This is a genomic window from Pandoraea oxalativorans (assembly GCF_000972785.3).
GTDB classification, from domain to species: Bacteria; Pseudomonadota; Gammaproteobacteria; order Burkholderiales; family Burkholderiaceae; genus Pandoraea; species Pandoraea oxalativorans.
In genome coordinates, this window is the sequence record NZ_CP011253.3 from 2,166,396 (window position 1) to 2,180,283 (window position 13,888).

Annotated in this window: 11 protein-coding genes and 1 tRNA gene; 5 read left to right on the forward strand and 7 right to left on the reverse strand. The window is 60.3% G+C overall.

Translation table 11 applies throughout. The features are described 5' to 3' along the window. Window positions 1–16: 16 nt before the first annotated feature. Window positions 17–1,282 (reverse strand): IS256 family transposase, encoded by a 1,266-nt coding sequence (locus tag MB84_RS09795; protein ID WP_046290953.1) that lies wholly within the window; start codon window positions 1,280–1,282, stop codon window positions 17–19. A 124-nt stretch (window positions 1,283–1,406) separates the two neighbouring features. Beyond that, the gene (locus tag MB84_RS30915; protein WP_046293620.1) at window positions 1,407–1,973 is read right to left on the reverse strand and encodes a hypothetical protein; all 567 of its coding nucleotides are present in this window, start codon (window positions 1,971–1,973) and stop codon (window positions 1,407–1,409) included. Between the two features lie 142 nt (window positions 1,974–2,115). Here MB84_RS30915 and dusA point away from each other — a divergent pair, with 142 nt between their 5' ends. Continuing rightward, a complete protein-coding gene (dusA, locus tag MB84_RS09805) occupies window positions 2,116–3,129 on the forward strand; it encodes a tRNA dihydrouridine(20/20a) synthase DusA (protein ID WP_084009696.1) in 1,014 nt (337 codons plus the stop codon). Window positions 3,130–3,317: 188 nt separating this feature from the next. Then, window positions 3,318–3,393, forward strand: a tRNA-His gene (locus MB84_RS09810). A 318-nt stretch (window positions 3,394–3,711) separates the two neighbouring features. On the opposite strand, the gene MB84_RS09820 is transcribed toward MB84_RS09810, so the two are convergent. Beyond that, window positions 3,712–4,799, reverse strand: a protein-coding gene (locus MB84_RS09820; RefSeq protein ID WP_157122635.1) for an IS3 family transposase whose coding sequence is annotated in 2 segments (ribosomal slippage) — window positions 3,712–4,550 and window positions 4,550–4,799 — 1,089 coding nt in all. Because the reading frame shifts where the segments join, the coding sequence is not laid out codon by codon here. 1,324 nt (window positions 4,800–6,123) lie between these two features. Here MB84_RS09820 and MB84_RS09830 point away from each other — a divergent pair. After that, a complete protein-coding gene (locus tag MB84_RS09830) occupies window positions 6,124–6,588 on the forward strand; it encodes a GNAT family N-acetyltransferase (protein WP_046291640.1) in 465 nt (154 codons plus the stop codon). A gap of 5 nt (window positions 6,589–6,593) precedes the next feature. Here the strand turns inward: MB84_RS09830 and MB84_RS09835 are convergent, their stop codons facing one another. Next, window positions 6,594–8,312, reverse strand: coding sequence for an eCIS core domain-containing protein (locus MB84_RS09835; RefSeq protein WP_065225772.1), 1,719 nt, complete (start codon window positions 8,310–8,312; stop codon window positions 6,594–6,596). Between the two features lie 474 nt (window positions 8,313–8,786). Next, window positions 8,787–10,007, reverse strand: a complete 1,221-nt coding sequence (locus MB84_RS09840; protein WP_046289972.1) for an ISL3 family transposase — start codon at window positions 10,005–10,007, stop codon at window positions 8,787–8,789. 215 nt (window positions 10,008–10,222) lie between these two features. On the opposite strand from MB84_RS09840, the gene MB84_RS09845 reads away from it, so the two are divergent. Beyond that, on the forward strand, window positions 10,223–10,477 hold the full coding sequence (locus tag MB84_RS09845; RefSeq protein ID WP_169834996.1) for a DUF1488 family protein: 255 nt from the start codon (window positions 10,223–10,225) through the stop codon (window positions 10,475–10,477). A gap of 82 nt (window positions 10,478–10,559) precedes the next feature. Next, window positions 10,560–10,808 carry a hypothetical protein gene (locus tag MB84_RS09850; protein WP_046291642.1) on the forward strand — a complete coding sequence of 83 codons (249 nt, stop codon included), beginning with the start codon at window positions 10,560–10,562 and terminating at the stop codon, window positions 10,806–10,808. Between the two features lie 107 nt (window positions 10,809–10,915). On the opposite strand, the gene MB84_RS09855 is transcribed toward MB84_RS09850, so the two are convergent. Together MB84_RS09855 and MB84_RS09860 are read right to left on the reverse strand one after the other, a co-directional pair. Then, on the reverse strand, window positions 10,916–12,670 hold the full coding sequence (locus MB84_RS09855) for an MBL fold metallo-hydrolase (protein WP_084009697.1): 1,755 nt from the start codon (window positions 12,668–12,670) through the stop codon (window positions 10,916–10,918). Window positions 12,671–12,828: 158 nt separating this feature from the next. Then, complete coding sequence (locus MB84_RS09860; protein WP_046291644.1) at window positions 12,829–13,848, reverse strand: alpha/beta fold hydrolase; 1,020 nt, start codon at window positions 13,846–13,848, stop codon at window positions 12,829–12,831. Window positions 13,849–13,888 lie beyond the last annotated feature (40 nt).

A 13,888-nucleotide genomic window follows, 5' to 3' on the forward strand; every position in this document is an offset into this window, starting at 1 on the left:
CGGGGCGTGAGCAAGATTAGGCGGCCAGGGGCTGCTGAGCCGGTGTGCTGTCGGTCACCGGCTCTCCATCCTTGAACGTCATCCCGTCAAGCATCGTCGCGATCTTTTCGGGGGCGCGGATGCGCCGCCACGAGTCTTCGGCCGACTCGATCAGCTTGAATGCCAGGCCGAGGAACGTCGCGCGCGAGACGCAGTTACGCGTGCGCTTGGTGCGGTGACGCACCGTCGCGAAGGTCGATTCAATCGGATTCGTCGTGCGCAGATGCTGCCAGTGTTCGGCCGGGAAATCGTAAAATGCCAGCAGCTCGTCGCGATCTTGCGTCAGCTTTTCGACCACCTTCGGATACTTTGCCGAGTGGGTATCAACGAAGTGATTGAAGGCAACCAGCGCTTCGGCACGCGTGGCGGCCATCCAAATGTCCTGCATCGCCTTTTTGGCGCGGGCCTGCTGCGATTTCGGCAGCGCGTTGAGCACGTTGCCCATCTTGTGGAACCAGCAGCGCTGATGCTTGGTCTGCGGGAACACTTCTTCCATCGCTGCCCAGAATCCCATCGCACCATCTCCGCAAGCCAGCAGCGGCCCTGACTGCAGACCGCGCTTTTTCAGATCGAGCAGCAGTTCGGCCCACGACGCCTTCGATTCCCGATACCCGTCACTGATCGCCACACGCTCTTTCGTTCCGTCCGGTTTGACACCAATGATCACCAACAGGCACTGGCCGTCGGAATCGTCGCTGCGCACGCCGGTGTGAATGCCGTCAGCCCACCAGTACACCCAGCGCGCCAACGACAACTCACGCTGATTCCACTGAGCATGCTCATCGGCCCATTGCGCCTTCAGACGACTCACCACATTTGGCGACAGGCCGCTGACCTGGCCGCCCAGCATGATGCCCATGGCTTCGCTCATGTCGCCCGTCGAGATGCCTCGCAGGTACAGCCACGGTAGTGCGGCCGACACGCGTGCGGATTTGCGAACGTACGGCGGCACGACCGCCGAATTGAAGCGGATGCCCGAACCCGAGCGATCACGCACCTTCGGTACCCGAACCGGCACCGGACCGATGGCCGTGACGACTTCGCGCTCTGGTAGGTAGCCGTTGCGCACCACGGCACGCCGACCGTCGATCGACCTCACGTTGCTGTACTGTTCAAGCATGCTCGCCAGTTCCGCTTCGACTGCCTGCTCGATGATCTGCCGCGCGCCTTGCTGGATCAGTTCATCGAGCGCGCTCTTCGTTTGTGCTTTTCTGCCGTTCGTTTCTTTCATAATCTTCTTCATGGTGGTCGGGGCCGGCTCGCGCCGGCTTTGCTCGGTGTGCCTTCGACAAGCAACATTCTCAGCTAAACCGCCACCGCCTTCTCATATTTCCCAAAGCACTCCGTACACCAGATTCGACAATAGCTCAATGTTCGAGCAGCAGATCTAACTCGGCAAAACTCACGCGTCGTTCCCTTTTCGCCGACTTGCCGGTGTGGCCTAGATGTGAGAGAACCCGCCGCGCATCTTTCAATGCTTGCTCAGACAGCGGATAGCCCCACGCAGGACGAGCTACGTTCACAACGGCCCCGATGTGGGACATATAGTTACTCGCGGTCTGCGGAAGGACGTCGAGGCTTTTGGCAAAGTCTACGTAGTCAGTGCTGCCGAGTTCGCTACAGCGCTTTTCCCCGATGGGCGCTCGCGCGACGGCGTTCAGCACCTGAGCCTTCGTCCGCCCGATCTTCTTGATCGATTCGCGGACGTACTTCTCAATCACCTCACTAAATAGTGGGTCGACCTGCGCCGCAGCTTCTATTCCTCCCGGCCTCGCCAACTCCTTCTCCCTCTTAACGATCCACGCAGCCGCAGCCTGCTTGCGGTCAAACGTCTTCGCCTCGGTGTAGGCCACCCGTCCGCCGCGCTTCAGGCGGATCTGAGCCGTATACCCTATACTTTTGTCCTTTCGTTCCCGTACTGAGATTGTTCCCATAGGTTTTCGTCGGTGCTACACGGCTTTTTTCGGTGCTACACCGTAGCACTTGGGTGCTGAAACGAGCCTAAATGGCGTCTAAAATTGGGAAATTCGGCACTACGCTTTTTGCTGTAATCGACTGTTTTGTAAGAGATTTTCAATGAATTTACCTCCCCGCCGCGTTAGCGTCGCGCCGATGATGGATTGGACGGACAGGCACTGTCGTGTCTTTCACCGTCAGCTTTCGCGACACACGTGGCTGTACACCGAGATGGTGACGACCGGTGCGCTGTTGCACGGCCACGTCGCGCGTCATCTCGATTTCGATGCTGTGGAGCATCCCGTCGCGTTGCAATTGGGCGGGAGCGAGCCGCAGGATCTGGCGCGCGCGGCGAAGTTGGGCGAGCAGTGGGGGTACGACGAGATCAACCTGAATTGCGGTTGCCCTTCGGAGCGCGTACAGCGCGGCGCATTCGGTGCGTGTCTGATGGCTGAGCCGACATTGGTCGCGGATTGCGTGAAGGCAATGCGCGACGTGGTGCAAGTGCCGGTGACGGTCAAGCATCGCATTGGCATTGACGACGTCGAGTCGTTCTCGTTCGTCGAGGACTTCATGGGCAAAATCGCGGAAGCCGGATGCTCGACATTCATCGTCCACGCACGTAACGCGATTCTCAAAGGCCTGAGTCCGAAAGAGAACCGCGAAATTCCCCCGCTGAAGTACGACTATGCCTACCGTCTCAAGCAAGCGTTCCCGCAGCTTGAAATCCTGATCAACGGTGGCGTCAAAACACTTGATGAAGTCGAACTGCACTTGCAGCACGTCGATGGCGTGATGTTGGGCCGCGAGGCGTATCACAACCCCTATGTACTGGCTGAGGTCGACGCGCGCTTTTATGGCGACGCGTCGCCGGTGAAGTCGCGTGAAGCAGTGGAAGATGCGTTGATCGAATACGCGGCGTCGCAAGTGGAGAAGGGGCAGTATCTCGGCGCGATCACGCGTCACGCGCTGGGCTTATATCGTGGCATGCCGGGCGCACGGGGATGGCGTCGCGTATTGTCGGATCCGAAGCGTTTGAAGGCTGGCGTGAGCGCATTCGAAGAAGCACGCGCTCAGTCGCGTGCAGGTGCATTCTCGGAGCGTGACGAAGCGCATTCGATCGTTGCTGCGTGACATGTGGCGTGTGAATGGCGACGTTCGGTAACGAGCGTTCGCCGCGTGAGATGACGATGTCGCGCATCGATCATGCACGTGAGAGAAGAAATATTTCGAAGAAACGAAAAAAGAGTTGGCAACGCGATAAAAACGTCGCTATAATCTTGTTTCTGTTCAGCGAGCAAGTCAAGGCGCTGATCACGGCGGTGGCCGTAGCTCAGTTGGTAGAGTCCTGGATTGTGATTCCAGTCGTCGTGGGTTCGAGTCCCATCGGTCACCCCAAAATCCCCTTGTAGTTCAAAGCGTTACGCGCACACTCTTCGTTCCACAAAGCGAAATTCGGAACGAAAATCCCAAATTCGGAATTTATTCGGTAGCCTGCGACCTTCGTTTTGCGACGATCGTAGCGTCGATGCGTTGTCGACGGGGTCGTGTGTGCTGCGAAATCGTACGCGTCTGCGGCGCGCTGTTCGAGCATCGAAGTGATGGCAGTGGGGTGGATGTCGAGCCACGAGAAGTATGCCGGATGCTTCGTGAGTTGAAGCGCCAAGTCGGCTATAGGGTAATGCCCCCGTTTTCCACGGTCAGCAGAAGTAGAAACTAAGCGACCATGGCAAGCCGCTGCTTCGGGGTAAAACCGCCCAATGCCATATTCGGGCGCTCGTGATTGTAAATCCACATCCAGTCGGCCGCCGCTTCGCGAACCTGCTCCAGGTCCTCCCACAGGTACTGCGACAGCCATTCGTATCGCGCAGTCCGGTTGAACCGTTCGATATACGCATTCTGCTGCGGCTTGCCCGGCTCGATGTATTCCAGCCGGATGCCTTGCTTCTGCGTCCATGTCACGATGGCCGCACTCAAATATTCCGGGCCGTTGTCGCACCGGATGACCTTCGGCTTGCCTCGCCATTCCATATGCTGCTTCAGCGTGCGAATCACCCGCTCGGATGGCAACGAGAAATCCACCTCGATGCCCAGCGCCTCGCGGTTGAAATCATCAATCACGTTCAGCGTCCGGATACTGCGCCCGTCAACCAGTTGGTCATGCATGAAGTCCATCGACCACACTTCATTGATGGCCTCCGGTACCGATAGCGGCTGCGGCGTTTCGCGCACCAGCCGCTTTTTCGGCTTGATGCGCAGGTTCAGCTCCAGCTCCCGGTAAATCCGGTAAATGCGCTTGTGGTTCCAGCCGAATCCCTTCACATTACGCAGGTAGAAGTAGCACAGCAGAAAACCCCAGTTGCGATGGCAGCCCGTAATACGCAGTAGCCAGTCGGCAATCTCTTCGTTCTCCGTGTTCAACTTCGCCGCGTACCGGTAGCACGACTCGCTGATGCCGAGCACCGCGCACGCCACACGAATTGACACGCGCCGCTGTTGCACAACTTGCTTTGCCATCTCGCGCCGACGAGATGGCTTCAGAACTTTTTTTGCAGGGCCTCCGAGGCAATCTCAGCCTTGAGCTTCTCCTCGATGTACATCTTGCGAAGCCGGGTATTCTCCGCCTCCAGCTCCTTCATGCGCGACATCATCGACGCGTCCATGCCGCCGTACTTCGAGCGCCACTTATAAAACGTTGCCGAACTGATGCCCAGTTCTCGGCACAGCTCCGGCACCGCCAGCCCAGCCTCCGCGCGCTTGAGCGCCTCCAGTATCTGGCTGTCCGTGAATCTCGACTTCTTCATCTGCAGAACTCCCTCTTAACGAGAAAATTCTACTTCTCCTAGCGGTGGATTTCAGGGGGCATTACCCATCCAGCCGCGCCCATCGTGCGGAAGTCCTGCTTCTGTTTCACCGACCATAGACAAGAACGGATCACCTGGCTGCGCACGACGTTGCGCACTATCACGCTCTGCACGCCATTGTTCCAACATCGAATGCGCAACCCGCACCGCGCCGACGCACGCGCTGGCTGGCCGTATCTCAATGGGCTGCAACTCGTCGCCGGACTCCGTGCGGAATGTGGCGACGATAAATCTGGTTGCGCGTGGGTCTTGCATGGCGGCCTCCCTTGTGGCGCTGGTGAGGGCGGTGAACTAGCATAAATTCTGTATAAGAAAACAGTATTCGTGTCCTTCAATTTGATGATGTGAAGGCCGGTTGCTGCGTCGTAGAATCTGCGAAAACACAGGCGGGGGGCGATCGAATGCGAGGACTTATCGGGGGGAGCCTATTGGCCGTGTCGACGATTGCCTTTGGGCAGGGCACCAACTGCGACTGTCAACAAATTGTCGGCACATGCGCTGTGTCAGTGAGCCTCAGTCCTACCGAATCGACGAAAGGAAGTTATGGGGCGGACATTAAATTCACGTCCAGTGCCCCCATCTGCTCGAAGGTCGACTACTACGTTGACGGGACACCGTATTTCACAATTCTGAGTCAAGGAAACCGGGGCGAGGACAGGGTTTTCGGACAAAAGCCGATCACTCGCTCAACCGTCAGCGAAATTAGTTGCCGCGTGTGTCGCCGAGTGGATGGAAATGGAGATAAGTCGACCACCGGACCTAGACCCGCGTCAGGCGATTCCCAAGTCACGTTGTTCCGTCCTGCGGGAGAGCGAGGGTCGGCGGTTTCGAATCAGGTATTCGTTGATGGATCTGCTGTCGGAGTTCTTGGAAACGGCCAAAGTGTTTCCGTGAATCTTCCCTCTGGTTCGCATACTTTCAAGAATGTTCGAATGTACCAGGGGGCTTGGCAGGGAGAGTGCAGCCAGACGGTCCAGATCGATGGGGTATCGCAGTACCGCTACGAGGTGAGGTTGGAGCAACTTGTAGGGACGACCGCTACCTCTTCGGCGGAGACATCATGCCAATTCGTCGTGCAATAAATGCCCTCACATGTACACGAGCTGTCGCGTATCGACTGGCAGTTGTTTGGTGACGAGTACAGCATTGGTCCGACGTCTCCCAACCTCTGGCTCCACAGTTTTTGGCTTGCCTGGGACTAACACGGAAACCATGAGTCCCTTACGCTTGACGGCTTGAATCAGCCGACAAATGGAGACTAGGCATGACCGATTCGACGCTTGAAGTCCGCGCCATTAAGCGGGAAGATTTCGACGCATGGCGGCCGCTGTGGGATGGCTACAACCGCTTCTACGGCCGCTTCGATGCAACGGCGCTTCCGGAGCACATTACGCGCACAACCTGGTCACGCTTCTTCGATGGGTATGAGCCCATGCACGCGATCATCGCCAAACGTGGCCAACACATGCTCGGTCTCGTTCACTTCCTCTATCACCGCAGCACGACGATGGAAGGGCCGATCTGCTACCTACAAGATTTGTTCACCGTCGAAGCGGCGCGCGGGCAAGGGGTAGGCCGCGCGCTGATCGAAGCCGTCTACGCACACGCGAAGGCATCCAATTCGTCGCGGGTGTACTGGCACACGCACGAAACGAACCTCACCGCCATGCGGCTTTACGACGACGTCGCCGAGAAGCCGGGCTTCGTCATGTACCGCAAGAACCTTTGAATCGCTCAGGATCGGCTGAGTCCGAAAAGTTGGTCCCGCGTCAGGCGGATATCGCCGCTACGCAATCCCGCTCCGGCGGCAGCCACCGCCGCGAGCGTCGCCTTGTCTTCCGACGAAAGGTCGTGCAAATTCAAAGCCTCAGGCGGGATCGAGTACCACCACCGCACACCGGTAATCTGATTGCGAGATGCTTGCGTGGGCGTCAGCGGTGCTTTCGCGGTGTGCACCAGCGACGTCGATTTTTGCGAAAGGTACTTGTAAATCGTCTTCTGGTCCTGCTTGCCCGAGGTCTTGTTTTTCAGCGTATTCATGTCTTTGCCGTTCTCGATCAGATGCAGCACCCCCGCACCGTCGATATACGACACGTCGACATCCTTGTTCATTTCGGCGTTATCCGCATCGGTGTACTTCGAGCCGCTGAAGACCATCTCACCTTCGGCAAGTTCGTCGGGGTGAACGTTAAGGATGGCGTCAAGCTCAGACGTAATGCCCAGGAAGGACAGCGGAATCCCCCCTTGCTTTGAGACGCCGTAGAAAGCGTCAAAGCGCGGTCCGCCAAATGGGCTGTAGTCCTTCGGCGTACCTTGCAGATCGCTGGTGATCATGCTGAGCGTCGCGGCAATGCCGTGCCAGTCGTATGGCTGCCGGGTCTTGAAGGCTTGTCCTATGTCTACGACCCGACGGATGAACGCACGGGCAATATCGCGATTAAATTTCGCAACAAGCGCCAATCGGTAGCAGATCAGCAAGGCCTTTCTAGCCTCGACAATGCCTGCGAGCGATTTGCTCAGCGGAATCATTTCCGCCGCAAAGGCCTCCCAGTCACCTTCCCACGCATCCTCCGACGTCGCCGACTGATACCTCGTCACCTTCTCCTGAATCTTCGGCGCCTCATCTTCATTGCGCTTTTCCCGCGCCTCGGCCTTAGCGCCACGGATCTCGGCATTAATCGCGGCCGTCAGTGCCTTGATGTTGTGGAATTCGCGATCTTTCCAGGTCTCATCGATCAGTGTTTTCAGGGCGTCGGGCTCCGGGAACCGACGTTGATAGTTTGTGACTGGCAGTGCTTGAGAGAAGTCCTCAATTCCCATCAGTGTGGCGTAGCTCGTGGGAACGAAGGTCTTGGGCTCTTCGGTGCTCTTGATCTTGACGCGCTGAACAAGCGCTGACGTTGCCGAATCGGGGCGGGCGATAGAGAGTTGCCGCGGGGCGCCGTCACTAGCCCCCTCGGAAGTGGCGGGATGCTCGACGTTCGCCGATAGAGAGGACGACGCACCGGAGAGACCGACGGCTGCGGCACGGCTTCCCATCGCGTCCGCTTCAGCTTCCAGGCCGACGTCGTCGTTCAGCGATTGGCCGTCGGCCATCTGCATCGTGGGTTTTACGCGGCCCTGAGCCTGCTGCACGACGTGCCATGCCTCGTGCGGTAAATGCTGTTCCTGGCCGGGCGCAAGGTGAATGTCGCTATCTTGCGCATACGCGTGGGCCTGCATCTGCGCCGGTCGGGACGAGTTGTAATGCACGCGCACGTGATCCATGCGCTGGCCGGATAGGGATTCGATGCCCTGTTTGAGTCCGACTGGCAAACCGTCAGCTCGATCCGATGCCGAGGCCGCGCGCTGTACAGGCTGATGTTCCGACGACGTGTCCTGCTCGCCGAATAATGTCTGCATCCGCTGCCGTTGCGCGACCATGCGCGGACTGGCATCGACCAGCGTCTGCATCGACGCCGAAGGCCCCGCTTGCGAGCGATTGTCGGCGGGAAGATGCCCGTGGGAGGGCGTCTCCCGAGAGATCGCATGTGATTCTGGCAACCTCGACTGCGCTTGCTTCAGGGTTTCTTTGTGCGATCTCACGGCATCATTCTCCTGCCCGGGCGGTGTACGCCCGGCGATAGAGTGGTGAACCAGCCTGAAAACTCTCCGGATTCTCCCAATGTCCTCGATGGCAGGCGATTTGGGATGTCCGTTCAAATCGATGGCGTAGTATCGCAAAATCGATCGAAAATTGTTACAGAACCGATTGCGACGTCAAAGTTTGATCTACATCTAATTCCGTGCTCGAAGGGTGCCGCGGGGTCGGTCAGCGCCGTCCATAATGGATTCGTCATGTTTCATGACCCTGTCTTCCCGGTGCCCATGGTGCCCCATGCGTTCCGGTTTTTACGCTCGCCTCCCTCAGGCGGGCTTTTTTTAGGTTCATTGAGCATTACCGGGGAAGGCGGCGCGGATTTTGAGGAAGAAGTATTCCTGGTCTCGGTAGCCGTAGGCGCGCCGCTTAATGACCTTGATAGTGTTGTTAATGCCCTCAACGATGCTGGTGTTTAGACGATGTCGGCATCTGGCCAGGATGCCATGCAGATAGCCTTTCAGACGCTGAGCGAAGGTGTTCAAGGGGGCTATTCCGCTTTGCTCGGCCTGCTCGCACCAGTGGTGCCAGGCTTGTTTTGCCCAGGCAGGTCTTCGGTAGAACCAGAGCCGCTTGAGTTCGTCCCTCAGGACATAGACCGTCAGCAGCGGCTGGTTGGCTTGCAGCAATTCGTCGAGCCGGACGGCCTGCTGCCGGTCTAGCTTGTCGCGGTTGCGCAATAACAGCCAGCGGCTCGATTTGATGACCCGGCGCGCGGGACGGTCCTGGCGCAGTTGGTTGGCCTGATCCACGCGCACCCGATCAATGACCTCTCGTCCGTACTTGGCCACGACATGGAACAAGTCATAGACGATCTCCGCCCGTGGGCAGTGGGCCTGGATTTCTAACTCGTAGGCCGTAGTCATGTCGATGGCTACGGCCTTGATGCGTTGGGCGACCCCACGCGGCAATTGCTCGAAGAACGCCCGAGCCGTCTCGCGTGAGCGTCCTGGGCCGATCCACAGCACCTGCCTGCTGATCGGATCGACGACTACCGTCGCGTACCGATGCCCTTTATGCAGGGCGAACTCGTCCATCGCTAAATACTCGATCCTGGACCAATCCGGTTCGCGCACTGACGCTCGGAGCCGGGCCTTGTCCAGCGTCTTGACGGTATGCCAACCCAGCTCGAAGAACCTCGCCACCGCCTGCACGTTGCTCGATTGCAGCAATTGGCTGCAGGCCGCCGCAAGCCGATCCGTCACCCGCTGGTAGCGACCCAGCCAAGTAAGCCGCTCCAGGCGCGGGCCACCGCATTGCTCACACAACAAGCGCCGGCGTGGAACATGAAGAACAACCCGGTACTCAAATAACGGCAGATCTCGCACCCGGCGCACCGTGGTCTCATGGACCTGGCGACATCGTGCGCCGCACTGCTCGCACAGCATCACCTTGGCGGTTGGCTTCAAATAGATCGACAGCGTGCGCCCTGTGCCCTCGGGCCACTCCACGCGTTCGACGGCATAGCCCTGCCAGCCTCCCAGCGACTCCAGCAGCTTGCGATCCAGCATCTCCACGCACTCCTGATGGCAAATTCCTGCCATCAAGAGTACGAAAACTTGTCAAATCCCTCCACGCTATTGCGCGATGAACCTTTTTTTATGTCACGAACGATTCGGAATGTGCGCTTTGCGTAACGCCACGACGTCCCCTATGAAATACGAACGTGCTACGATTTTTGGCAATGCAGGGCGTTTTCGACTTTCAGGACAGTGTGGAGGCAGCAATGAGTACCTTTTTGCACGGTGGCCTCGGCCTGGGGAGTGACGGCGAGTCCGTGCGTTTCAATGTGCATGTCGACGGCCGCGTCTGGACGTGCCGGATTCGTCGCGCGGCGCTCAATCGCCTGTCAGGCATCGATGCCGGGGGCGAAGCGCTATTCGATCAGTTCGTCGACTTCGAAGACGAAATCGTCGACCTCGCCGCCAAGGCGATTGCGCAGGGTGCGAACGTCGAACCAATCGAAGTCGGCACGCAGTGAGCGTTTGATATTCGGACGGAACGTTGCAGCACCTTGTCGCCAGTCAGGCGGCATCTCGCTAACCGGAAACACGGAGTCCTTCATGAGCTACGCATCGCATGAGCAGGTCTACGATTACCGCGCAGGCTATCGAATCCGCGTTCGGGCGTTTCAGAACGAGTACGCGGGGCCGTGGGACTATCTGGTGCAAGTGCTGCGACACGACAAGCCGGAAGGGCCGGAAGTGCGCTCTCCCGACGGTCATCGCGACAATCGGCTCGACGCCGAAATGGCCGGACGCAAGGCCGGTGAGCGCATCGTCGACGAACTGCTGGGTGACGGGGACGCGTGACCGTTCCGGGCATTTCGCACGCATCGGGCATTCGCGTGCCGAGGGGTTAGCTGCGGCGCGCAACGCCATCGTGTAGCGAGCGCCCGTTGTCGGCGAATCGCGCGCCCTTAGCCAGCCTCGGTCTCGCCACGCAAACGCCATACCCCGTCCGCCGAGACGACCGCACGGCCGTCCTCCGCGAGCTTATCGAGGTGCGCGCGCAGCGACCGTCGCGCGACACCGTGCCGCGTCGCTGGCACGTCCGCATAGACCACCGGTGTGAGTATGTCGATGCTCGCCGGACCGACGTCCGCGAGCGCCGCCAGCGTGCTCGCTTCGCGCGCAAGCCGATGTGCCACCAGCCGCGCGATGCGCTGCGCCGGACGATCCATCACGAAGCCATGCCCCGGCGCGAGCCACTGCGGCGCTAACGCCGCCAGCTTTTCCAGCGATGCCAGATAGGTCGCCATGTGTCCATCCGGCGGGTTGATGACCACCGTCGAGCCTTGCATCACGTGATCGCCGGTGAAGACCAGCTTTGCGTCGTCAAGCGAATAGCACAGATGATTCGCCGCATGCCCCGGCGTATGAATGGCGCGCAGCATGCGCCCATCCGGCAGTGTCACTTCATCATCGTCGGCAAGGGCAATGTCCGGCACGAATGCCGTGTCCTGCCCTTCGTCATGACGCGCTTGCATGCCATACGTCACAGCACCGGTCTTCGCCTTCAGTAGCCGCGCACCCGGCGAATGGTCGCGATGCGTATGCGTGACGAAAATCTGTCGGATGGCACCCGGCGCTGCACGCAGGATCGTCTCGGTGTGCACGGGATCCTCGGGGCCGGGGTCGATGACCGCCCATTCGTTCTGCGGCCCGCCGCCAATCAGATACGTGTTGGTGCCGGGGCCAGTCATCATCCCGGGATTCGACGCGGTGACGCGAAGCACGCCAGGCATAAGCGTCACGACGTTTCCCGGCACGATGTCGTAGCTGCCGGCGCCTTGCTCCTGTGGGTCGGTGAGCGCGAGTTCAGCCCACGCAGGTTCGTCCGGCGTGACGGGCCAGCGGCCGCGTTTGCCGTTGGCGAGGCGGGGCTGAATACGCGGGATTTCGCGCCTCGCGGCCAGCGACGATGCCGTCGCCATCGCCCGCACGGCAGTGCCCATACTTTCGAGCCACTGAACCAGTTTGCGTGTGGGCGGTAACAGACGGAGTTGGTCCGCGTGCTTCAACGCATAGTGTGGACGCATCCAACGGTGTGCCGCCGTCTCGATCTGATCGACTTCGACCGATTGGCCTTCGGGGAGCATCGCCAGGAAGAAGCGCGTGTCGAAACGCTTCGGCAACGCGAGCGGCGTGACCCAGTGACTTAGATAGTGCAGTCGGTCGGGCGTGAGCCGAACGTTGGACGCACGGCACAACGACGCGATATCGATCTTGCCGTCGTGCAGCGCGTCACGTTGCGCGCGCATGTCGTCGAGCGCAGAGGTAGCGATGGGTCGCCCCCCAGCATCGACCGCGAACAGCACCCCCGTTTCCTCGAAGCATTCGCGTACGGCCGCGACGTAGTAGTCGAGGCCATGCTCGCTCAGTAGGAGACGTTCGCTCGCCGTGGCGTCGTCCAGCCCGATGCACACTGCGTGCCCTTGCCGATCGGCCGCATCGACGACACCACCGGGAAAGACATAGGCGTCGGAGCTGAAATCCCCAGCCCGGACGGCGCGCCGTAGCAGCAGCACTTCCAGACCGCTCGGACGCTCGCGTAGTACGACGAGACTCGCCGCCATTCGCAGGGACGTTGGCGAGCGCCGTGAGGGCGGCTGGGCAGAAGAAGGATGCTGGCCGTCGGGCGGAGACGATTGCGCTTCGGGACGATCTGCCATGAGACGTGCGCACCGAGGGCGCGCGATATCGGAAAGTCCCTAGTGTGCCATCGGAATCGCGACGCCGCAGGCGGGGCGATCCCGAACTTGCGGCGCGCTGTGTGTTACGTCATCGAAGCGGAGAAATCGGGACGGGCATCGCGATGCTTTCGCGACGATCAGGCGGCGTCGTTCGCGGCGTGCGTCGACACCCTCGTCACATCGTGGCGGGGGCGATAGTTGTGTGCAGACGGCATGCGCGCCGCGACCTCGCTCAGCCACTGGGCGGTCAGCTCGGGCTGCGTGACAGGGAGCATGTGGCCGCCGTCGACGAGCGTCAGTTGCGCACGTGGGCTCGCCACCGGCAGGGTCTCGCCGTGCTGGCGGTAGTCGAGAACGCGGTCGCTGCGACCGTAAAGAATATCGACGGGCACCGTCAACTCGTCGTATCTCGCGGCCAGCCCGGGCATGTCCCGCTCCGCCGCGAGGATGTCGACGCTGCCTGCTTCGAAATTGCCGGGACGATAGCCCAGCACGCCGCCGCCGCGAATGAGAAAGTCTTCGGGCGCGTTTTCAGGGCCGAAGACATACGCGAGCGTCGTGCGCCCCGTCATCATGCCGATGGGGACGGCGAGCGTGCGTCCGACCCAGCGGCGCCACCACGCACTGCGAATGGCGAGGCCACGGAAGGGCGCAGGCACGTCGGACACTGGCTGCGTCAGCGGCGCGATCAATGCGAGCGCGCCCACGCGTTGCGGATGGTCGAGCGCGAGCGCCAGCGATACCGCTCCGCCCAGCGAATGGCCGACCACCAGTGGTCGATCCAGCGCGAGCGTGTCGATCAGCTGCGCGACGACGTTCGCTTGCCACGCGATGGCGGCGTCGTGTTGCGGTCCACGTGTGGAGTAGCCGGCGCCGGGCCGGTCGACGAGCACCACGCGATGCGTGCGCGCCAGCGCGGCCAGCGGCAAATAAGCGAAGTTGCGCAACTGCCCGCAGAGCCCGTGAATGAACACGATGGCGGGGCCGTGCCCGAAATCGACGTAATGCAGGCGCTCGCCGTCGATGTCGAGAAACTGCCCATCCGGCGGCACGGCCGCTTCGGCGCGTTGGGCGACGCGACGTGTGAAACGCATTAGCACGAGCACCACAGCGGCGAAGGCGATGACGAGGCAGGCGAGCAAGTAGACGATGAGCATGGTGTCGGGCCGAAGGGCAGGCAAAGAGGGATGCGCAAAA